Source organism: Streptomyces sp. NPDC048523, from assembly GCF_043199815.1.
Taxonomy (GTDB): domain Bacteria; phylum Actinomycetota; class Actinomycetes; order Streptomycetales; family Streptomycetaceae; genus Streptomyces.
This window is the reverse complement of record NZ_JBICWQ010000014.1, coordinates 1-18,686: the sequence shown is the minus strand read 5'-3', so window position 1 is coordinate 18,686 and position 18,686 is coordinate 1. Positions and strand designations below refer to the sequence as shown.

24 protein-coding genes and 1 tRNA gene are annotated in these 18,686 nt (G+C 69.3%); all 25 read right to left on the bottom strand.

Going from position 1 to position 18,686, the window contains the following annotated elements; all coding sequences use genetic code 11:
• On the bottom strand, positions 1 to 612 hold the full coding sequence (locus tag ACGFWE_RS40335; protein WP_393605281.1) for a cell envelope biogenesis protein OmpA: 612 nt from the start codon (positions 610 to 612) through the stop codon (positions 1 to 3).
• Positions 613 to 1,211: 599 nt separating this feature from the next.
• Complete coding sequence (locus ACGFWE_RS40330; RefSeq protein WP_393605279.1) at positions 1,212 to 1,547, bottom strand: hypothetical protein; 336 nt, start codon at positions 1,545 to 1,547, stop codon at positions 1,212 to 1,214.
• Positions 1,548 to 1,645: 98 nt separating this feature from the next.
• Positions 1,646 to 2,032 carry a hypothetical protein gene (locus tag ACGFWE_RS40325; RefSeq protein ID WP_393605277.1) on the bottom strand — a complete coding sequence of 129 codons (387 nt, stop codon included), beginning with the start codon at positions 2,030 to 2,032 and terminating at the stop codon, positions 1,646 to 1,648.
• Between the two features lie 82 nt (positions 2,033 to 2,114).
• Positions 2,115 to 3,587 carry a hypothetical protein gene (locus ACGFWE_RS40320; RefSeq protein ID WP_393605275.1) on the bottom strand — a complete coding sequence of 491 codons (1,473 nt, stop codon included), beginning with the start codon at positions 3,585 to 3,587 and terminating at the stop codon, positions 2,115 to 2,117.
• Between the two features lie 181 nt (positions 3,588 to 3,768).
• Positions 3,769 to 4,101 carry a hypothetical protein gene (locus ACGFWE_RS40315; RefSeq protein WP_393605273.1) on the bottom strand — a complete coding sequence of 111 codons (333 nt, stop codon included), beginning with the start codon at positions 4,099 to 4,101 and terminating at the stop codon, positions 3,769 to 3,771.
• A gap of 143 nt (positions 4,102 to 4,244) precedes the next feature.
• A complete protein-coding gene (locus ACGFWE_RS40310; RefSeq protein WP_393605271.1) occupies positions 4,245 to 4,736 on the bottom strand; it encodes a hypothetical protein in 492 nt (163 codons plus the stop codon).
• Positions 4,737 to 4,878: 142 nt separating this feature from the next.
• A complete protein-coding gene (locus tag ACGFWE_RS40305) occupies positions 4,879 to 5,577 on the bottom strand; it encodes a hypothetical protein (RefSeq protein WP_393605269.1) in 699 nt (232 codons plus the stop codon).
• A gap of 60 nt (positions 5,578 to 5,637) precedes the next feature.
• A complete protein-coding gene (locus tag ACGFWE_RS40300) occupies positions 5,638 to 5,880 on the bottom strand; it encodes a hypothetical protein (RefSeq protein WP_393605268.1) in 243 nt (80 codons plus the stop codon).
• Between the two features lie 61 nt (positions 5,881 to 5,941).
• Positions 5,942 to 6,286, bottom strand: a complete 345-nt coding sequence (locus ACGFWE_RS40295; RefSeq protein WP_393605267.1) for a hypothetical protein — start codon at positions 6,284 to 6,286, stop codon at positions 5,942 to 5,944.
• Between the two features lie 156 nt (positions 6,287 to 6,442).
• Positions 6,443 to 7,141 carry a hypothetical protein gene (locus ACGFWE_RS40290; protein WP_393605266.1) on the bottom strand — a complete coding sequence of 233 codons (699 nt, stop codon included), beginning with the start codon at positions 7,139 to 7,141 and terminating at the stop codon, positions 6,443 to 6,445.
• A 395-nt stretch (positions 7,142 to 7,536) separates the two neighbouring features.
• Positions 7,537 to 7,674 carry a hypothetical protein gene (locus ACGFWE_RS40285; RefSeq protein ID WP_393605265.1) on the bottom strand — a complete coding sequence of 46 codons (138 nt, stop codon included), beginning with the start codon at positions 7,672 to 7,674 and terminating at the stop codon, positions 7,537 to 7,539.
• Between the two features lie 112 nt (positions 7,675 to 7,786).
• Positions 7,787 to 7,855: transfer RNA gene (locus ACGFWE_RS40280), tRNA-OTHER, on the bottom strand.
• Positions 7,856 to 8,006: 151 nt separating this feature from the next.
• Complete coding sequence (locus tag ACGFWE_RS40275) at positions 8,007 to 8,873, bottom strand: hypothetical protein (protein WP_393605536.1); 867 nt, start codon at positions 8,871 to 8,873, stop codon at positions 8,007 to 8,009.
• Between the two features lie 291 nt (positions 8,874 to 9,164).
• Positions 9,165 to 9,776 carry a hypothetical protein gene (locus ACGFWE_RS40270; protein WP_393605264.1) on the bottom strand — a complete coding sequence of 204 codons (612 nt, stop codon included), beginning with the start codon at positions 9,774 to 9,776 and terminating at the stop codon, positions 9,165 to 9,167.
• 208 nt (positions 9,777 to 9,984) lie between these two features.
• Positions 9,985 to 10,692, bottom strand: a complete 708-nt coding sequence (locus ACGFWE_RS40265) for a hypothetical protein (RefSeq protein ID WP_393605262.1) — start codon at positions 10,690 to 10,692, stop codon at positions 9,985 to 9,987.
• 53 nt (positions 10,693 to 10,745) lie between these two features.
• The gene (locus tag ACGFWE_RS40260; protein ID WP_393605260.1) at positions 10,746 to 11,117 is read right to left on the bottom strand and encodes a hypothetical protein; all 372 of its coding nucleotides are present in this window, start codon (positions 11,115 to 11,117) and stop codon (positions 10,746 to 10,748) included.
• 131 nt (positions 11,118 to 11,248) lie between these two features.
• Complete coding sequence (locus ACGFWE_RS40255; RefSeq protein WP_393605258.1) at positions 11,249 to 11,914, bottom strand: hypothetical protein; 666 nt, start codon at positions 11,912 to 11,914, stop codon at positions 11,249 to 11,251.
• Positions 11,915 to 12,150: 236 nt separating this feature from the next.
• Complete coding sequence (locus ACGFWE_RS40250) at positions 12,151 to 12,960, bottom strand: hypothetical protein (RefSeq protein ID WP_393605256.1); 810 nt, start codon at positions 12,958 to 12,960, stop codon at positions 12,151 to 12,153.
• 171 nt (positions 12,961 to 13,131) lie between these two features.
• Positions 13,132 to 13,338, bottom strand: a complete 207-nt coding sequence (locus tag ACGFWE_RS40245; RefSeq protein WP_393605254.1) for a hypothetical protein — start codon at positions 13,336 to 13,338, stop codon at positions 13,132 to 13,134.
• The gene (locus ACGFWE_RS40240; RefSeq protein WP_393605252.1) at positions 13,335 to 13,808 is read right to left on the bottom strand and encodes a hypothetical protein; all 474 of its coding nucleotides are present in this window, start codon (positions 13,806 to 13,808) and stop codon (positions 13,335 to 13,337) included. Before ACGFWE_RS40240 ends, ACGFWE_RS40245 begins: the two co-directional genes overlap by 4 nt.
• Positions 13,801 to 14,289 (bottom strand): hypothetical protein, encoded by a 489-nt coding sequence (locus ACGFWE_RS40235; RefSeq protein ID WP_393605250.1) that lies wholly within the window; start codon positions 14,287 to 14,289, stop codon positions 13,801 to 13,803. Before ACGFWE_RS40235 ends, ACGFWE_RS40240 begins: the two co-directional genes overlap by 8 nt.
• A gap of 240 nt (positions 14,290 to 14,529) precedes the next feature.
• A complete protein-coding gene (locus tag ACGFWE_RS40230; RefSeq protein ID WP_393605248.1) occupies positions 14,530 to 15,705 on the bottom strand; it encodes a DUF932 domain-containing protein in 1,176 nt (391 codons plus the stop codon).
• Between the two features lie 447 nt (positions 15,706 to 16,152).
• On the bottom strand, positions 16,153 to 16,755 hold the full coding sequence (locus ACGFWE_RS40225; protein WP_393605246.1) for a hypothetical protein: 603 nt from the start codon (positions 16,753 to 16,755) through the stop codon (positions 16,153 to 16,155).
• A 117-nt stretch (positions 16,756 to 16,872) separates the two neighbouring features.
• Complete coding sequence (locus ACGFWE_RS40220; RefSeq protein ID WP_393605244.1) at positions 16,873 to 17,430, bottom strand: hypothetical protein; 558 nt, start codon at positions 17,428 to 17,430, stop codon at positions 16,873 to 16,875.
• A 69-nt stretch (positions 17,431 to 17,499) separates the two neighbouring features.
• On the bottom strand, positions 17,500 to 17,871 hold the full coding sequence (locus tag ACGFWE_RS40215; RefSeq protein ID WP_393605242.1) for a hypothetical protein: 372 nt from the start codon (positions 17,869 to 17,871) through the stop codon (positions 17,500 to 17,502).
• Positions 17,872 to 18,686 lie beyond the last annotated feature (815 nt).

Here is an 18,686-nt window from a genome sequence, read left to right as displayed (position 1 = left end):
TCAGGACCCGTTCGTCAGGGCGTTCCAGAGGTCCATCAGGTGTTGCGCCTCGGGGCTGAGGGTCGCGGTGCGCAGCACCCGTTTGCGCAGGACGGGCACGTCGAGGCTGATGCCGGAGGGCATGTCTTGCCGGTTGGGCGGCAAGACCAGTCGGTAGTTCCGGGTGTGGATCACCCAGGCTTCGTACCGGTCGGCGCGGCTGCCGCCGCGGGCGGTGTGCCCTTCATCCGGGGGCAGCGGCGGGCAGGGGCAGGTCGGATCGGTGCAGGGCCGTCCGGCCGGGTGGCTGGTCAGAACGGGGCTGCGCCGGTAGTGCGTGCGGGAGCCGTTCAGCATCGGGCAGTGCTCGGCGGTGTAGGGCAGGCACTCGGGGTGCAGTGCCGGTTCCGGTGAACAGCCCTTACGCATGTCGGCCGGGCGGACGAGCAGGAACGACCGTTCGTCCAGCGGCTGTTCGCAGATCTGGCACAGGCGTCGCCGGAAGGCGTTGATGGTCTTGTCGGCGTCCAAGACACCGAAGGCCGCGTGACCGTCGTGGATCAGGGTCACGTACGGCACCACCAGTCCGCCCGCCAGCGGCCGGCGGGCACAGCGTTCGGGTATCGCGTGCATGAGTCAGTTCCTTCACATCACGGGAGTGCGAGCGGCGGGGTGCAGCGGAGTTGCGGGAGGGCGTCAGCTGCTGGCCGGTGGGGGAGGGTCGGCGGGGCCGCCGGCCAGGAGCGATTCCCAGCGGGCGTAGCGGCAGTCGGTGGCGTCGTGCAGGCGCAGGTGCAGCCAGTTGAGGCTTTCCGGCCCGGATGACAGCCTCGGCTCCGATGGCGGCGGCCCGGGGGTAGATGGTGCCGTCGTCGGGATCAGCCAGGACGACGATCAGGCCCTGACGGCGCGGCACATGGCGGAGCGTGAAGGCGGTGTAGCTGCTGTCGTCCAGGAGCACGAGCGGAGCACGCTGGTACTCCTGCGGGCTGAACAACGGTGAGGGCAGGTGCAGGAGCGGGACCGGGCTCGTCCGCAGGCCGACCGGATCGTCGCCGGTCCTGTCGCTGATGACCAGCACCGGGGCCTGCGGTCCTTCCCGATCGGCTTGTGGTGGGGCGGACATGGCGGTGACACGTCGCTTTCGTCTGGACGGGGCCAGGAAGGTGCCCCGGGAAAGGGGAGCTGGAGGGGCGGGACAGCCGCTGTGGGGCGCCCCGCCCCGTGGTTACTCAGCCGAGCGGGTAGAGCACGAGGGCGGGGACGGCGGTGTCGGGGATGCCGTCCGCATACAGCTCGCGCAGGGACTCGTCGTTCTTCAGCTCCTCCGGCAGCGGGAAGACGTCGCCGACGAGGTCGCTGTGGATCGGCGCGTACCGGGAGATGCTGTAGGTGGAGAACGGCGAGTAAAAGTTGCCCGAAGCGTCCCGGGACAGCACGACGAGCGTGTCTCCGGGCAAGCCTTTCCAGTCCGCGCGGACCAGGCGGCGCAGCACGGCGAGGGTCAGGGGGCGGTCGAGGCCTTCGCCGTCCGGGTCGGGGGACGGGGCCTGCTGCTGGTCGGTCATGACGGCCTTTCGTGAGGGTCGGACTGGAGAGGAGCCCGGCCGGTTGGTCGGCGGGGGCGGGCGCCGCCCCGTTGCCGGGGCGGCGCCATCAGGACCGGTCAGTCGTCGTCGATCACGTCCAGGCAGGAGACGGGGATACCGCTGCCCGGGATGCGGAAGCGCGTCATGTCCTCGGGGATGCGGTACTTGGGCCTGCCCGGCTTACCGTTGCGCGGGTCGGTACGCAGCCGCCGGGTGGACTCCTCGTCCAGCAGGAAGCCCGCACGGGTGCGGTTGCGTTCCTGCACGGTGCCGGTGAGACCGCGCAGCAGGGCCGGGCGCAACGTGTCGTTGGTGCGTGCCCGGCGTCCGGCCACGATTCCCGCGAACGCCTCCTTGTCGATCGCGGTCAGCCGATGCGCGCAGGCCTCCTGGACCTTCGAGACCTTGATCGCGTCCGGCAGTTCGCCGATGAAGTCGAGGACCTCGTCCATGGTGACGGTCATGCTGGTTTCGCCTCTCTTTGAACAGGGGTGGGCAACCGGCCGGGCACGGCAGTGCCCGGCCGGGGTCTGCGGGAGGGGTGGGTCAGGCGGCGGTGTCGGGCCGGTGGCGGGCGACCGCCTGGTCCTCGACCTCGGACAGCCGGTAGCTGCCGTTGTCGTCCTGACCGAGTTCTTCGAGGAGCAGCAGGTAGCGGGCCTGCGGCACATTGAGGTGCGACCACGTGTTGGGCTCACGGATGTCGTACTCGCAGGCAGCGGCAACGTGCGCGAACAGCGCGTTGACGACGCGCGCCTTGGGCAGCTGCACCGCTGTCTCGGTCAGGTCCGCGTTCTCGGGCTCCTTGACGCCCAGGAAGCGGGCGACCGTCTCGGTCTCGTGCCTGCCGGTCCAGGAGCTGTAGAAGTACGGGACGGTGAGCACGATCTCCTGCGCGAACACGCGGGCCGCATCCGGCAGCGTCTTCTGGCGCACCAGTCGGGCGACGAAGTCCTGGCGGGGACCGGCGGCGGCCTTCCAGGCCCGGTTGCACGCGATGACCTTGCGTCGCTCCTCGGCCCTGTGCTCGTCCTCCTGCGTCCTGGGCTTCTTCGGCTGCGGGCGGACCTTGTGTCCGTACGCAGCCGGGTCGGCGCAGTGCCACACGGGCTGGTGCTCGTCGTCGAGCCGGGCACTGTGGCCGGGGCAGTTCTTGTGGTTGTCCTCGGTGAGCGGATTGCCCAGCCCAGTGGTCAGCTCGGACAGCGCCTTGGACGGGTCCTTCTGCCCCCACCCCCGGCGTTCCAGCAGGGGGATGTCCGCCGCCTTGAGGTCTTCCTCTGCCTTGGCCCGGACGGCGGCGTCGTCCAACTCGGCCTTGAGCAGCGCCATCTCCTGGTCCCAGTGGCCGCGTCCGCCGTTGCCCTCCTCGTGGTCGCGTTCCAGCGCGCGCAGCAGACGACGCTCCGCGCCGGGGACGTTCTCGACCTCGGCGAGCTGGGCGGTCTGCTCCAGGTCCATCCCTCCGGCCGCTGCCCGGCGAAGGGTGGCGTCGTCGAGCTTCTGCGCCGCCTTGGCCTGCTTGACGGCGTTGCGGCCGACACCGAGAGCCTTCGTAGCCTGACGCCGTTCGATGTCGCTCATGGCGATCAGGGACAGCTCCTGCGACTTCAGGATGTCGCGCTCGCTCATCCCCTCGCGGTGCTTGTTCTCCACCAGGGACAGGAACCGGGTCCAGCCGTCGCGGCCGACCAGGTCTTCTCGCACGTGCGCCTTGATCCTGCGCACGGGGCGGCCGTCCTGCTCGGCGGTGGCGTTGGCGGCCTGCTGCGCCTGTGCGCGCCGCCAGCCCTTGAACGCGCCGTAGGTGCCGTCGGGACGGGGCCGGACACTGATGGTCTCCTCGACACCGATCTCCCTGACGGAGTTGATCAGGTCCTCGTCCGGTTCGGTGTCCTCCTCACGGGCGTTGCACTCGTCACGCACCACGAGCGCCGGGTCGAGCAGAACGATCTCCGGCGTGACCTCCTGTTCGTGCGTGGCGGGTTCGGTGGGCTGGGTCGAGACGGCGGTGGCCATGGGGCTCTCCTTCTCCTTGCCTGTGCGGCGAATTGGGGCGGTTGGGGTGTCACCCCCTCGCCTCATATTCAATAATAGTGTGTTTATGTAGGGCGGCTAGATACCCTGTGAGCTGGGAAAACATCGCCCCCGGGGCGGTCGGTGCTACGAGCGGCGCTATGGACAGCGGACGGGTCCGGCCTCAGCTCAGGTCGTGCACGATGTGCCAGCACGGACCAGACAGGACTGTGAGCCCCGCGTTCCTCACCTGTTCAAGCAGGGCGTCGTCCCACTCGGTGCTGACCGGGAGGGAAGGTACTGGCCGGTACGTGTTCTCCCCGAGCTGTGCGTAACCCGTCCCCAGAAGGGTGTGCTCGTTGTCGCCGACCGTGAACAACTGCACGCGTACGTCGACGCGGCTCCCGCTGGCAGGGCGGTGCGCCTGGGCGGCCAGCGACTGATCCAGCGCTTCCCGCTGCCGGGGCGGGGCGACGACGACGCCGTACACCGCGTACACGGCGTGAGAGACGGACATGGGTTCAACCTTCCTGGCGCGCAGGCCGGTTCGTCCTGCGGCTGGCGCCAGCGGGGCGGGCCGGCTGATGCGGGCGGGTGTCAGTTGGCGGGTCGGGGAAGTCGGGGCGCCTCGGTGCCGGTGGCGCCCCGAGGCGTGGGCGGTCAGGGTTGCACCCGGGTGACGCAGGAGGTCGGCAGATGGACGCACAGGACATCCGCGTGCGCGGGCGGGTCGAGGGTCGCGAGCCGCTGGAGTGCCTCGACCAGCTGCGGGTCTGCGAAGTCCTCTTCGGCCCTTGCCGCTTCACCGACCGGCACCATGCGCGCCCTGGTCTCGGTATGCCTGAGGTCCGGCATCTCCTCGCTGGGGGCGAGAGCCGCGATGAAGGGGCTCCAGTCCACGGACATCCCGCTGGCCGTGCGCTGCTCCGTCGTCGTGAAGTACACGGTCACGGCCTGCGGCCCGTCTCCCGGCTGCTCGTCGACGAAGGCCATGACCCGGTCGACGACGATCTGCCGCCACCCCTGCTCGGCCGCCTCGTCGGCGACGCTGGCCAGAGTCTCCAGGGTTTTGGGCGGAAGGCCGCGGAGCGCGGCTCGCATCAGGGGCCCGGTCGGCTCGGCCAGTACTGCGGCCAGTTCCTCGTGTGTCATCGCCGGTGTCCTTCCGTGGCATTGAGGTGAGGGGCCCGTGCGGCGGGGAGGCGGCCCCGCCGCACGGGGTGTTCCACAGGAACCAACAACATCAATATTAGTGTCTTTTAGGGGTGAGTGAACCCACTCCTGACCTGCTGTTTTACGGCCAGTCGTGTTCTCGGCGCGGTGGAAGCGGGAAGGTGCGGCCAGGGTCCATGCGCACACAGCGCTCGCAGTAGGCCGTGATCCGGTTGGCGGTGCACTCGCCCCACTGGCACTCGAAGCGCTCGCGCGGCCCGCAGATCAGGCACCGCCACAGCGTGATCCCGTGGAGTTCGCACGGCTCGTAGCGCCTGCGTGAGGGCAGCAACTCCAGTGCGGGGCGGGGGCGTTCGAGGTGAGCCGGGTCGGCGGCCGGGAACGACTCGTCGCCGTCGCGTATCCAGCGGACCGGCAGCTGCTCGTACCGCTCGGGTGTGGTGTAGTACGGCCGACCGGCCGGGCTGAACACCATGGCCAGGTGACCGCCGGAGACCAGGGTCTCCAGCCGGTCATGACTGAATTCCCCGCGCAGGGAGAGCATTTCGTCCTGGCGCAGGCTCCAGCAGTACCCGTATCGGCGCAGGATCCGGCGCTCGATGACGGCCGGGCCCCTCTGTGCGGCGTCGAGCACCTCGACGGCCTCGATCGCGGCCGTGGGGCTGGCGGTCAGCTCGCCTACCACCTCCGCGGCGGCCGTCGCGGTCGGGTGGCTGCTCAGCGCGTACCCGTGGAGCTGGTCCACGACCTGGTGGCGTCCCTCGTGCTCGGCGGCGGCGTACCGGGCGGGCCGCTGCGGCTGGGTGCGGCGTCGGGGCATGGCGGAACTCCTCTGCGCAATGGGGGCGGGCGGTGACGGCGGGGGCCGGCCGGGCGGCGGTCAGCTCCTGCTGGGCAGGGGCCTGTAGGCGGAGAAGACGTAGTGGCCGAGCTCGCGCAGCATGCCGGCGGTCTCGTCCACGGCTGCCGGGTCGTGGTCGGCCTCGCGGGTGTACGCCTCGATCTCGCTGTTCCAGGCGAACCCCTGGACGGACAGGGACTGTTCGGTTTCGGGCGTGAGGTCGCCGGAGGACTGCGGAGCGGCGACGAGTCCGTGTGCGGGGTCGGGGACGACGAGAAACACCGGGCCTCCTTCGGTGCGGGCCGCCCGAGTAGGGGCGGCCCACGGCCAGGCGGACGGGTGGTCAGTGGGTGACGGTGACGGTGTAGTCGGCTTCCAGGACGGCGAGGGCGGCGCGGATGGACGCGCGGGTCTCCGGGCTCGGTACCGAGTAGGGGAAATCCAGGGCGAGCACGGCGTCGTCCAGGTCGTCGTCGGACATCGGCAGCGTGTGTCCGTCGCGGTAGAGGGCGACGGCGGTCGCGGTGGCGACACGGACCCGGTTGTAGGCGATGGCCTCCCCGGCCGTGACGTCGACGCCGAGCGCTTCGCGCGCGGTGGGCGGCAGTGCCGCGATCCCGGCGGAGAACCGGCGGGCGGGAACACGGATGCGTGCCCGTCGCAGGGCGCGGCGCAGCGTTCGAAGCATGGCAACTCCTGAGGCTGGAAGGGCGGGAGGAGCGGGGCCACCACCAGGGGGGAGGCGGCGACCCCGCTTCACTACTAATAATAGTGTTAGCTGTGATTGTGTGAACCCACCCCTGACCTGCGTAAACGGGGAAATGGACCGGGGCTGTGCGGCAGGTCAGAGCTGCGGGGCGTACGCGGCCAGGGACTTCGGCGCCGTGCGGGTGTAGATGCCTTCGAGGCCGGACGGGGCTATCAGGCCCCAGGTGAAGGTGGCGGTGTCGGCATGGAACTGCCCCCGCCGACGATGCTGGGCCATGTAGGCCCGCAGGACGCCGACGCCGTAGACCTCCAGCGTGCCGTCGAGGAACCCGTCGCGCTGCTCCTCGGTCACGTCCGGCCCGTACTTGTGGAACTGCTCGTCGACCACGACGGCGAGGACGGGGCTGAGGTCGTCCTCGACGGGGCCGAACATGCTGCGCCAGTGGGCGAGATCGGCCATGGCCTCCGCGCGACTGGCGCGGGTGCTGCGGTAGGTCGCCCCGTCGTGGTGGGCGGTGACCTTGCCTGGGTCGTACAGCCACGCCTCGAACTGGTGCTCCGCGTACATCCCGACGCCGTTGTGGCGACGGCGCAGGAAACCGAAGAACTCGCCGTCCACCGTCACCGGGTGGCGCTCCATGCAGAACTCGCAGGTGACGCCGACGTGGCGCAGGAAGCGCTGCAGGCGGGGGAAGCGGGCGAAACGCGTGGCACAGTTGCAACAGGTGTACACCTCCCAGCGGGAGGGGTCCGCGACCGTGTCGTGGTGGCACTGCGGGCACTGGTAGGCCTTGTTGCTGTACCAGTCGATGACCGGCGTCACGTTCCCTTGCACGGCGAACTCCTGAGGGGATCGGTGGAGAGGGTGGGCCGTCGCTCGGCGCGGCATGGCGACCCGGACTTACTATCTATAATAGTGTGTTACATGTGGGTGTGAACCCACTCTTGACCTGCGACTTCGTTGGCCGACCCAAATGGCGGTCTCCACTGCCTCGCGGCGCGCAATCACCTCCGCCTCGGCGGCGCTGAACGCGAAAACGACCTCCACGCTGCCGAACACGTCATCGACGTCCAGGGTGCACTCGTCCAGGGCGTCCGCTCGTTCAATGTCGTCGTCCGGCGCCTCCAGTACGGCCCAGACCTGGACGTGGGGCCCGGACCACTGCCCGACGACGAAAAACGGGCGCTCCCGCGCTGGCTGACCGGGGGCGGTGGCATGCTCGGGTCCGCTCATCGTTCCTCCTGGGTGTCAGCAAGGGCGGGGCTCCAACGCATCCCGTCGGCGGCCTGCTCGGCGCCGGTGGCACGGAGCAGGTAGGCGAGCGTGTCGGCCTCGGTACACCCGAGGTTGGCGGCGACGTAGGACACGGTGGGCGGTGCAGGATCAGGTGCCGGCGAACGCCTGGGCGACGTCGGCCGAGATGCTGGCGGTGTTAGCCATCGTCTGCTTCGGCGGGCAGTCAGATGGGTGCTTCGTGCGTGCCTGCGAGGGGATTTGAACCCCTGACCACCCACAAGTGGGGCCGCTCTACCGCTGAGCTACGCAGGCTTGGGGCCGCCGGTGCGGCGGCCGGTCGATGGCGGGTCAGTGTCTGGCGATCTCGCGAACCGCCTTCAGCGCGGTGGACGCGGAGACTTACCAGAAAGGAGGGGGCGCCGCCCTGGCGAGCGGGATGCCAGCGGCGACGGCCCAGGGCTATTCAGCGGTGGGGTCCCGACCTCCAACCGTCCGGTCCGAGGTCGGGCGGAACGCAGTAGTCGACGTTCGATTCCGGGGAGACCGGGGCGCCGGAATCGAAGTCGGTGCAGTACGCGTCGAAGACTTCTCCGGCCGTGAGGGGTACGGGGTCTCCCGCACGCAGCCGCCAGCCGTAGACGCGGTCCGTGGTGCTCGGGGCGCTGGTTCGCATGACGAGTCCGCCGGGCAGGGCCGCGAGCCCCAGGGCGAGGACCGTGGTGAACTCCAGGGCTTCGGCGTCGTCGAGCTGCGCGGCACCGTTTGCGTCCGTGTCCGCGTGCAGGACCGCCACCAGCGGTTCCTGTGTCCCCGAGACGCTGCACACCAGGTGCTGGTGACCCGGGTCGGCCGTGTCGAGGATGCGGACCAGGAGGTCCCGGGCGCGGGCAAGGGACTCCTGGCCGATGTCCTTTCCGTGGAGGGCGCAGGTACCGAGGTGGGCCAGGAGGGTGGAGGCGTACTCCCAGGTGGCCTGGCGGACGGCTTCGTCGATCAGGACCGGGATGAGTTCGGGTAGCGGCTTTCCGTCGTACGGGATGGTCGGACGCGTCGCGGCGATCTCGGCGGTGAAGCGGGTGCGGCTGGACGGGCTGTCGGGCGTGAGGCCGGTGTCGGCGCAGAAGTCGGCGTACTCCTCGGGGTCGAAGAGGGCGAGCACGGTGTGATGGCCGTGAGAGGCGCGGCTCCTGAGAAGGTCTTCGACCCCGGCCAGGTACACCGCGTAGTCGTCGAAGGTGAAGCTGCGGTAGTGCCGCATGGCGCGGAAGTCGTGCTCATCGGCGATCAGGCCGATGGTGCCGGAGATTTCGCGGCGCAGGAGGCGGCGCATTGTGTGGTGGTCGGTAGGTGCCGCCTCGCCTTCCGTGCGCGATCGGTCGGCGCGGTGCTGGTCCTGGCGGCACTCGGAGGGCGGGTGTGTGTGGGGCATGTGCGCGCCTTTCTCGTGGGGGAGTTGAGGGACCGGCCGCTGCCCGGCCGAACGGCAAGGAGCGGGCCGGTCGGCTGGGCCGTGAGGCCGAGGGGGGCGGGCTGTTCTGTGAGACTGATGGGCCCTCCCTCCTCACATCATCAATAATAGTGTGTTTCGTGCTGTTGGAAACCCACCCCTGACCTGCTCTTCTTACTTCTGAGCAGACTGGGCGAACGCGGCCAACATGGCGGTCACGGTGTCAGGGCGGCCGGACGCCTCGACCTGTATGCCGTCCCCGAAGGCGCCGACGAGTACGGTCACGCTGTCGACCTGGACGGGGCCGTGTTCACCAGGCGGCCTGCTGTCGTGCTGCCAGATGATCCGAGTACGCCGGTACTGCTCGTCGATCCGCGCACCGGGCAGTGCGCCGGCCACGGCTTCGGTGACGGCGTGACGGGCGCGCTCCTCCGCCTCCTGCCGGGCGGCGATCTTCTCGGCCTGATCCACGGCCTCGGCGTGCAGCGGATACAGCCGCCGGGTGATCTCCCGGGCCACGTGCTGAGCACTGCGGGCCGTGACCCCGATCGACGGCGCGATCATCTTGGTCTCGTCCGGTAGTGCGGCGTAGATCTTCAGGCGCGCGGGTCGACGGTCGTCGGGCTGGTACAAGCGCAAGGCGCGGCCGTCGCCGTCGACGACGATCCGTCCTAAACCGCGCCCGTAGTCGGTGAGTTCGGCCGTCCGGCAGTGCGTACCCAGCTCGCGCGCCACTTCGTCGGCGAACGCGTCGAACTGCTCCTGTGTGATCAACTCGCGAGTCATGGTGGCTCGTTCACTCCTTCGGGCGGTGTGGCGGGTGTGCTGGGCGGGTGGTTCGTCGCGCCTTGGTCGCGGAGCTCGGCGTCGCGGCGGGCGTCCTTGGCGGTGTAACCGGTGTCGCACCATGGGCGGCACAGCTGGCCTGCGGGCGCGCCGCACGTCTCACACCGGTCGTCGAAATCCTCCGGGCGCCATGGCCGAAGCTGGCCGCTCACTCGGGGAGCTCCCGGATGCGGTCGGCCAGGACCCGGGCGGACAGGACGGCGCTCTGGTGGCGCGGGGCGGTGCACACGACCTGCCACAGGTTCGACGGCTGTTGCCGGTCGAAGTCGATTCCGGGGACGGGACGGATGGACCACTGGCGGCCGCTGGGGCCGGTGACGGTGTATGTCAGACGCCGTGGGGTGTCATGACGTCCGTGGCCCTCCCAGGAAAGGCCGGCGGCCGTGAGCGCGGCGGCGAGTTCGTTGCAGCGCGCGCGGGTGATGTGCTCGAACGCGGCCGGGATCAGGTGGAAGTCGGCCATGTCGCGGCCTCGCCACTCCTCCTCCTGACCACCTTCGTGGGTGAGGACGTACATGCAGGCGTGCTGGAGTGCGCCGTTCTCTCGCGTCGGGACGCGCTTGGAGCCGGTCACGGTCCACACGCCCTCGGGGCTGCGCAGTTGCTCGCCCGCCCTGAGCTGCCGGGGCGGCTGAGTGTCGAAGGAACGGGGGCCGGGGACCATGCCGTTGTCCTTCATGTCGGCGCACAGTGAGCACAACCAGGCCGTCTCGCCGTGGAGCCGGTAGACGCCCCAGCAGTCGCCGTAACAGGTCGAGCACACGAAACGGCAGTCCTCGGAGGCGCCGATGGTTGCCGCGTAGGTCAGGCGGGGCATGCGGCTGATGGCCAGGCCGAAGTGGCGGCCGACAGGCACGGTGTTTCTCCTTCCGGGGGGTGCTGGGTGGTGCGGCTTGAGGGCCGGGAGGTTCACGGCGCGGTGGTCCACAGCGGGAGGCCGGTGGTGGTGCGGGCGCTGATGCCGGGCCGCACTGATACGTCGCGGTAGTCGGACACCTTCACGTAGCCGCCCCGGTCAATGTCGAGGCGGACCGGGGCGCCGTCCCACTGCCACTGCTCGATGAGCTCCGCGGGGAGGTTCTCGACGTCGTCGGCCTCCACCTGCACGGCCCACGCGGTCAGCTCCTCGCCGTACTCCTGGCGCCACTCCTTCAACACGGTGAAGAGGTGCGCGAAGTCGTCGACCAGGGCCAGGGCGCGCGCCCGGTCGGGTGCGGGGTCCTCGGCGTAGGTCGGTGCATCGGGGCGGGTGCGCTCACCGAGAGTCATCAGCCAACGCATGATCAGAACATCTCCCTCGTAGGGCGGTGGGGCGTGTAGGTGAGGGGCGGTGTGCCAGGGGCGTCCGGGCGCGCGGCTGGCGAAAGCGGGAATGCCGCCGTCTTGCGGGGTTGCCTCCCGTCGCGCCTCCCTCAGCTCTTCGTCGGAGCTGGGTTGGCCCGGATCACGGCCGTGATGGCTTTGATGGACGGCGTGTCGTGCTGACCCCTGCGGTCCGGCGTGACGCACAGCCCGGACCGGATCCGGCGCGCGACGCCTGGAGCGACGAAATAGGGCAGGTCGTACTGCCACTTCCGGCCCCCGTCGGCCGGTCGACCTACACGGAGGTTCAGGAGGAAACCCCCGTCAAGGGGCGCCCACGCCTGCTGTGTCTTCCAGCCGTGAGCCTCAGCGAGCGCGAACAGGACAGCAACCGGCTTCGGCAGGGCGTAGCCCTCGGGAGCGGTAACCGTGATGCCTGCCTCCAGTCGACCCTGCGTGACATCACGGACGTGCCGCTCGGCCGGGGTCAGAACGCTGTCGCGCTCCAGGGCGGCGGCCAGGGTGACGGTCCGTCCGCTGTAGCGGCAGGTGATCCCGACGCCGTACGCGTCACGGATCACCGCACGCCGCGTGCCGTTCATGTCCCACGTCGACATCGGCTGATGCGTGGTCAGGACGCCGTTGCGGACGCTCGTCGTATTGCCGCACGGGCACACCGTCTCCACGGTACGCAGCAGGTCGTACCACACATTCGGCAGGAGAATCGTCGGATCGTGCTTCTCCCCAGTAGCGAGCCGTTCGAGCATGGTCGGCACGATGTTCTCCTCGGTTCCCTGGTCTCGATCCGTTCGGGGCTGTCCGGATCACGGCAAGTCGTCGGCTCTGCCCTGGACGTCCCGTGTCCGGCTGGCAGAGCCGAGGGGACGTCGCCAACTGCTCGTTCAGGGAGTGCATTCGGCTGAACAGGTACACGCGCCCCCTCACACTTCTAATAATAGTGTCGTTAGTGTGGAAGTGAACCCGCCCCCTGACCTGCGCCTTCCTCGGGCCGTCAGGAGGCGCTGACCAGGGACGGGCGGCGGCCGCGGGGGCGCCTGCGCTGCTGGGCACGCAGAGAGTCGGCTTCCGCCTGGGCGCGGCTAGCCCGCTCGCGCTCTTCAGCGGCCGCATCGACGCAGTAGGGGGCCCACCACTGCAACCCCCTGATCTCGCGGGTCAGTGAGCCTTCGCGGTCGGCCAGCATCAACAGCAGGACCGGGTGCGGGGAGACGGCAAGCCACCGTGCGGCGGTCCGCCATGCGGCCTCGGCGCCTCGCAGCGCTGGGAGGGCGGCCCGGGCTTCGCGCTCCAGGCGGACGGCTTCGGCCTGGTGGTAGGCGGCGGACCAGGTGAGAAAGCGCAACAGGCCGGCGGTGTCACGCTGCCGGGAGGCCTCCAGGATCGCGGGCAGATCGGCGCGCTGCTCCACATGCTCGGCGCACCCGCGCAGGACGGCGGTGAGTACCGCGGCCGTCTTCTCCGACGGCGCGTGATCAGAGGCGGAGGACAGGGGGTTCACCGAGACCTCGGGGCGGTCGGCGGAGCGGTAGAGGATCAGGCTGCCGCGGTAGCCGGTGCGGCCGTTGGCGAGGCGGGGGAGGTCCTCGTCGGGGGCGGTGGTCTTGAAGGCGTTCACGGGACCGAGACAGGCGCGTACGGCGGTGAACTGGTCCCAGTGGTGGGGGTCGGTGGTGCCGGTGACGTGCACGCTGCCGCGCATCGCCCCGCCCAGCTCGAACACGACGGCGTCGGTCTCGCGCGGGCCGGCGGTGGCGCGCACGAGGCCGGCGGGTGTGTCGATGGTCAGGATCGGGCTGGTCATGGGCTGCTACTCCTCCGGGCTCGACGGGGTGTGCTGGGGGCCTGCCGCCCCGCGCTCGCCGAAGGGGAGGGTGCGGGCGTCGGGGCGGCAGTCGGCCAGTGGCGCGCTGGCCGGGGAGGGCCGTCCACGCCTCCCGTACCGGGGGGAGAGGCGTGGACGGCGTCTGCGGGGTTACTCCTTCGGCGGCTTGTGGCGGCGGAGCTTGTCCCGGTCGGTCAGGCTGGGGCGGCGGCCACAGGGACAGTCCGCGTAGCGGCGCCCGTGCATCTTGAAGAACTTCCCGCCGAGAGCATGGCCGTTGACCTGCTCGATCGTGCCGGAAACCGGCTGGGTGTTGGTGCAGTAGCCGTCCGGCGTGACGGCGGGCTTATCGCTCATGAGCGCTCCTCGGCGGCGTCGTGGGGGCGGGGCAGCATGGGGGCGTGCCAGACGACGTACGGTGTGGCGTCGTCTGCGGGGAAAGACGGGGCGGCCGTTTGGAGTTCGGCCGGATGGATGGGGTGGAGCCATCCGGCCCGCAGGTCCCACCCACATGCGCGTATGCCTGCGTCGGTGGTTGTGGCGATCAGGACGGCGTCACGAATGGTGCTGTCCTCCAGGGCGAACGTCAGCAGCACGAAGAACTGCACGTACTCCTCGGCGGAGTGATCCACGCGCAACGAACCCGGCTCGACGGTCACGTACAGGTCGGCGCTCACCTCCGTGCCGTCGGTACGCTCGGCGCTGATGCTGAGTTCGTGGCTCCCTTCTCCGAGGGCCGGGAACAACGCGGTCAGTGCGTGCAGGGCGCGGCCCATGGCGGACGCCGTGGCGGCGTCGTCCGGCCGGGGAAGCTCCATTTCAGGCATGCGGGTCCTCCCATTCGGAGTCGGGGAGCTGGGGGAGAATGGGGCCGGGGTAGACCTCGCGCTGTAGGGCAGAGTCGTCCGGGCAGGGAATGACGGCCGCCTGGAGGTCGTCTGTATCCATGGGGTGCAGCCACCCGTCACGCACGGACCAGCCGCACGCGCGGGGGTCGGGCTCCGCGGCTGTGGTGGCGATCAGAACGGCGCTGTGCATGGTGCTGCCCTCCAGCGCGAACACCAGCAGCATGCGCAAGGCGCAGAACTCCTCTTCGTCCAGGACGGCCAGGCGGATGGGCTCCATGCCGATGGAGAGATCGGTTCGGCCCGTGACGAACGCGCCGTCGGTCCGCTGAGCCACGAGGTTCAGCGTGTGCTCGCCGTCTCCGAGTGCCTGGATCACGGCGGAAAGGGCGGTCAGGGTGCGGCTCATGGCGGCCGCGATGGCGTCGTCTCCGGGGTGGGTGAGCTCCGGGCGTGCAGGCATGAGGACTCCTTGCGGGGCAGGGCGGTGGGCGCCGAATGGCTGCGCGCGCACTGCGCCCTGGACAGAGATGTCGTGTTGGCGCGCGGTCGGCTTCGCCGACGCGTGGCGCTGCCACTACGCGGCAGGGGCCGGCGGGGCGCTCGGCGCTCCCTGAGGGGCTGGGGGGGGCGCTCCGCGCTCTGGGACGGTCGGGCCCGTGCGGGCCGGGCTGGGGGAGTTCCCGGCCCGCACGGGGGTCTGTCAGCCGTGCGCGGCAGCGGCCGTGAGAGCGGGCAGCGCGAGCGCCTCCAGCGCGGCGGCCTGGTCGGCGTCCGTGAGGGTCTGCGCGGTCGACGTGACCGCCTGCATCACGCCCCCGGCCGTCATCTGACCGCCCCGGATGAAGTGCGAAAGGATGCGGTCCTTCGTCTCGTTGCCGATGCTGAGCGACTTGGTGACGTGCTCGATCGTCTTCGTCGGCTCCTCCAGCGTCTTACCGGCGGCGGCCTCCATCTCATACACCTTGGCCTCGACGTAGTCCCGTGACAGGAACGTGCGCACGGCGTCGGTGGTCCTGGACGTGATCAGCTCCAGCGTCTTGCGCTCGGTCTGCCGGGACATGGACACAACGCCCTCGTCCTGCTTGCCTCCGAGGTGCACGGCGCGCATAACGTCCTTGGGCTCGGTCAGGCCGTTGCGGCAGACCTGAATGACCGCGCGCGGGGTGATGGTGAACGCCCCGGAACCAACTTCGCTGTTCGAGATCACGAACCCGGCCGAGATCATTGGGAGCTCGTCACCGCTGCGCCCGTCGAACGGGGAGCGGTAGCCGCGCAGCAGGTTGCGGGCCTGGATCGCGACCGCCTCGGACTCGACGCGCACGTACATACGCCGGTCGGTGAGGTCGCACCCCGTGATCCGGGTGGGGTGCCCGGACTGATCCACCCCGTCCAGGGCGGCCAGCAGCATGTCAAGGTTGTCCATCAGCTTGTAGCTGTCGGACAGCAGCGCGCGGGCCACACCCTCACCGGGCATGCCGGGGCCGTTCTCGCTCCGGAAAGCGCGGAGCATGAAACGGCGCCCCGGCTCCTTCTGCATCCACGCGTTGACGTTCTCGTCCAGCAGCGGGACGTTTTCCGCGCGCATGCGGCGCAGGTAGGCCAGCGGAATACGGAGCTTGTCCGCGATCCCCTCGTCGGCAACGGTGGTCGGGCGGTAGATGCCGTCCACGACCGTCACACCGCTGTTCGTGATCTGGGACTCCACGCCTTCGACGTGCACGTTGCCCTCACGCATCCGCAGCGCGGACGCGGGAGCGATGACGTCCAGCTTCCGACGCTGCCCGTCCTCCAGGATGCTGATCAGGTCGCGCAGGTCGGCGTTCCGGGCACCGGTGAGGGCTACGTTCGTAGCGCGCTCGGCGAACTGCTGAGTCATGCGGTGTTCCCCTTCTTGTTGGTCTCTGCGGGCCGGGGGCGGAGCCACCACCCCCGAACAACTTCAATAATAGTGTTTCTTGGTTGGTTGTGAACCCACCCCTGAACTGGCGTCCAGACCGAGGCGCTACGGAGTTCGGGCTCGCTGGCCGGCCACGGCGCGGTGCCCAGGGCGCGAGTGGAAAGGGGCGGTGAGCACCGGTCGACCCGTGCGCTCGTGCCTACCTCTGAGCGGCTCCCGGCCGGTGGCGCTCCATCGCGCGGCCGCCCCGAGCAGGGACGCCTGCCGTGCGTCCTGCCGCCCGGCACCCGCCGAGGGGGGTACGGGTACCGGGCGGCAGGAGATCGGCCGGGGAAACCCGGCCGGGGTGCCGCGCCCTGCCGGGGGGAAGCAGGGCGCGGCGGCTCGGGTGCCGTCACTCGGTGTTCGGCACGCTGTGACCCGCTTCTATGCGGTCGCCTCGACGGTCTTCGCCTCCGTGGGGCTGGCGGCAGTCGCCAAGGCTTCCGAGATCAGGGCGTCCAGAGCCTTGCCGATGCGCACCTTCGCCGAGGCACCCATGCGGCAGCAACCCTCTTTGTCGATCTGGTCGAACACGGCCTTCCTGGCCGGGCTCGGAGGGGTGACCCCGGGCATGAGCCCGGCATCGATGGCCTGCTGCCTGAACGCGCCCCAGACTCCGCACCAGTCCTGTCGGTCGGCCAGCTCGTCGAGCTCATCGACCGTGGCCGGAAGGGCGGTGAGGACGTGCTGAGCCTCTCCCTTGTACTGACCACAGTTCTCCGCAATCCACTTCACCAGCGGATCGCTGGACGCCTTGAGGGCGTCCCAGGCAGTCGCCTTGGCGGCGTTCCATGCGTCGTAGGCCGCGTCCGCCTCCTCGTTGAAAGCGCGGGCCTGGCGCTTCTCGTCCTCCCCGTACCCGAAACGCTTCGGGTACTTCGCCGCTACCGCCACCACGGCCGCGTCGCGAGCTGCGCTGGCCGCGTCGAGGCTCTCGACGTACTTCCGTACCTCCGGCAGCATCTGCCGGGCTCCCTGCTCTGCCACTTGTCGTTCCCCTTCGGCGTTGGCTTCTGCGGGGTTCGGGGGTGGGGCCACCACCCCCGAACAACTTCAATAATAGTGTGTTTCAGTGGTGAGTGAACCCACCCCTGACCAGCACACTTAGAACATCCTGCGGTGCTCACTCAACGGCGTGAGACTCGTCCGGCGCACGTTCGTGACCACTGAGACCAGGGCGAGCCCGCGCATTTCACACAGGTCGTAGCGCAGTTCCGGGGCCGCGCTGAACGGGTCGGCGTGCGCGTGGATCGCTCCTACCCAGTAGGTACCGTGACGCTGCGTCTGACTGCCGTGATACCTGACCTTCTGCCACAGGACCGGTCCGGCGTGCTGGGGGTCCAGGCTCCGGGCAACAGCAATCACCAACTGATCTGCCACCCGCTCGGACATGAGCAGCACGAACGCGCGCGCGATCGTCGCTCGGTCAACCGGCACATCTGCCATGGCCGGGCCCGTGTGACCGGTGCGCACACCCATGGCCCAACCCAGCTCGAAGAACGGCCGGATCATCTCGACCTGATCGTGAGGCACCCTCAGCGCTTCCGGGTCGCTCTCGCTGCGCGCCAGCTCCCGCAGCGCGTATCCGGCCTGTTCCCTCTCGGCGTCTGTAAGCGGCGCCTCGATCTCCTGGGCCTGCCCTGCAATCCGCGTGTTCTCCATGGTGCCCTTTCTCCTTTCGGTGATGCCGGGGGGAAGGGGGGGCGCCCCACTCGGGGCGCCCCGTGCTGATTACCTCAGGAACCCGTTCGACCGGAGGAATTCGGCCGTGATGAGTGCGATTCCGTGGGGCTTGTAAATCTGCGGGAATCGCCGCAACTCAACTTCCATGCGGCCTGACTTGTCAGGGTCGATAAACTGCTGAACCAGTCGATAGGGCTCCTCGGCCGTCGGCATTTCCAGAACGACCGGACCGGCGGCCTTGGTCTCGAACCGAATACCGGTGTAGTTCCCGTCTGTGTCGTGCACGATCCTCACCCCTGCCCGCGCACACAGCAGGGGCAGGAAGTTCGCGATCGTGCGGGCCCGAACTGCACGCTCGTTCATGGGCGCGTCTGCGCCGCGCACCCCGCGCACGATCCCGTCAGTGATGGTCAGCTCCACGTTCTTCCCCTTCGTTGGTCCCTTGCGGTTCCCGGGGGTCGCCTCCCCCAGGACTTCAAATAATAGTGTCTTGACTGCTCGGATGGAACCCCTGTTGCGCTACAAGTTGCGCTAGATGTTGCGCCATGGTGTTGCGCTAGAGGTTGCGCTAGATGTTGCGCACCCCTTCCCCTGGGTTCCGCATCACTGCTGGTCACCCCAACAAACAGCCCTGGTATGCCTGCTGACATCCCCTCTGCGGCCGCTGCTCCCTGCCCAAGTACAAGAAGAGAAGGGGTGGGGGGTGGGCGTGGGTCGGCGCGGCGGCATCGGGGATCGGGGCGCGGCTTGTCCTGCGTTGCGCGTCGGCCTGGGGCCGTCGCGCGGGTGGGGGTGGTGCCGGTCGTCCTGCCGGAGGCAGGCTCTCTTACTCCCTCGCACAGGCAACCGGGCCCCGGAGGGGCCCTGTTGCCCTTTCCTGGTATTCCGTGATTTACTTTTCTTCACGGAATATCATTCAAGTATCCTCGGTTTTAAGGGAATCGGAGATTCCCCTAACTCCCGATCAGGAAAAGCCGCATGACGCGCCCTCAACCCAAACCCCAACTCTTACCCCAACTCAAAACCGAACTCTCCACCCATACAACCAAAATCAGCACCCGAATTTGTGCCGGAGGCACAAAGCCTCTCCGTCTGTCTTTTCGTTCCGGAGGAACGTACGTTATGGAATGGCCGGAGGCCAATTCCATAACTCCCCGCCGGAGGCGGGCAATTCGCGCGGGGACGCGCGAAACGAGCTCCGCGAGTATTCGGCTGCCGGAGGCAGAGCGAAGCGG

Coding starts and splice junctions, on each gene's coding strand:
- ACGFWE_RS40275 (WP_393605536.1), bottom strand. CDS start 8,873: ATGCGCCGCCTCCTGCGCCGCGAAATCTCCGGCACCATCGGCCTGATC.
- ACGFWE_RS40250 (WP_393605256.1), bottom strand. CDS start 12,960: ATGACCAGCCCGATCCTGACCATCGACACACCCGCCGGCCTCGTGCGC.
- ACGFWE_RS40220 (WP_393605244.1), bottom strand. CDS start 17,430: ATGGAGAACACGCGGATTGCAGGGCAGGCCCAGGAGATCGAGGCGCCG.
- ACGFWE_RS40295 (WP_393605267.1), bottom strand. CDS start 6,286: ATGCTTCGAACGCTGCGCCGCGCCCTGCGACGGGCACGCATCCGTGTT.
- ACGFWE_RS40230 (WP_393605248.1), bottom strand. CDS start 15,705: ATGACTCAGCAGTTCGCCGAGCGCGCTACGAACGTAGCCCTCACCGGT.
- ACGFWE_RS40235 (WP_393605250.1), bottom strand. CDS start 14,289: ATGCCTGCACGCCCGGAGCTCACCCACCCCGGAGACGACGCCATCGCG.
- ACGFWE_RS40315 (WP_393605273.1), bottom strand. CDS start 4,101: ATGTCCGTCTCTCACGCCGTGTACGCGGTGTACGGCGTCGTCGTCGCC.
- ACGFWE_RS40325 (WP_393605277.1), bottom strand. CDS start 2,032: ATGACCGTCACCATGGACGAGGTCCTCGACTTCATCGGCGAACTGCCG.
- ACGFWE_RS40240 (WP_393605252.1), bottom strand. CDS start 13,808: ATGCCTGAAATGGAGCTTCCCCGGCCGGACGACGCCGCCACGGCGTCC.
- ACGFWE_RS40260 (WP_393605260.1), bottom strand. CDS start 11,117: ATGCGTTGGCTGATGACTCTCGGTGAGCGCACCCGCCCCGATGCACCG.
- ACGFWE_RS40330 (WP_393605279.1), bottom strand. CDS start 1,547: ATGACCGACCAGCAGCAGGCCCCGTCCCCCGACCCGGACGGCGAAGGC.
- ACGFWE_RS40305 (WP_393605269.1), bottom strand. CDS start 5,577: ATGCCCCGACGCCGCACCCAGCCGCAGCGGCCCGCCCGGTACGCCGCC.
- ACGFWE_RS40320 (WP_393605275.1), bottom strand. CDS start 3,587: ATGGCCACCGCCGTCTCGACCCAGCCCACCGAACCCGCCACGCACGAA.
- ACGFWE_RS40245 (WP_393605254.1), bottom strand. CDS start 13,338: ATGAGCGATAAGCCCGCCGTCACGCCGGACGGCTACTGCACCAACACC.
- ACGFWE_RS40270 (WP_393605264.1), bottom strand. CDS start 9,776: ATGACTCGCGAGTTGATCACACAGGAGCAGTTCGACGCGTTCGCCGAC.
- ACGFWE_RS40310 (WP_393605271.1), bottom strand. CDS start 4,736: ATGACACACGAGGAACTGGCCGCAGTACTGGCCGAGCCGACCGGGCCC.
- ACGFWE_RS40335 (WP_393605281.1), bottom strand. CDS start 612: ATGCACGCGATACCCGAACGCTGTGCCCGCCGGCCGCTGGCGGGCGGA.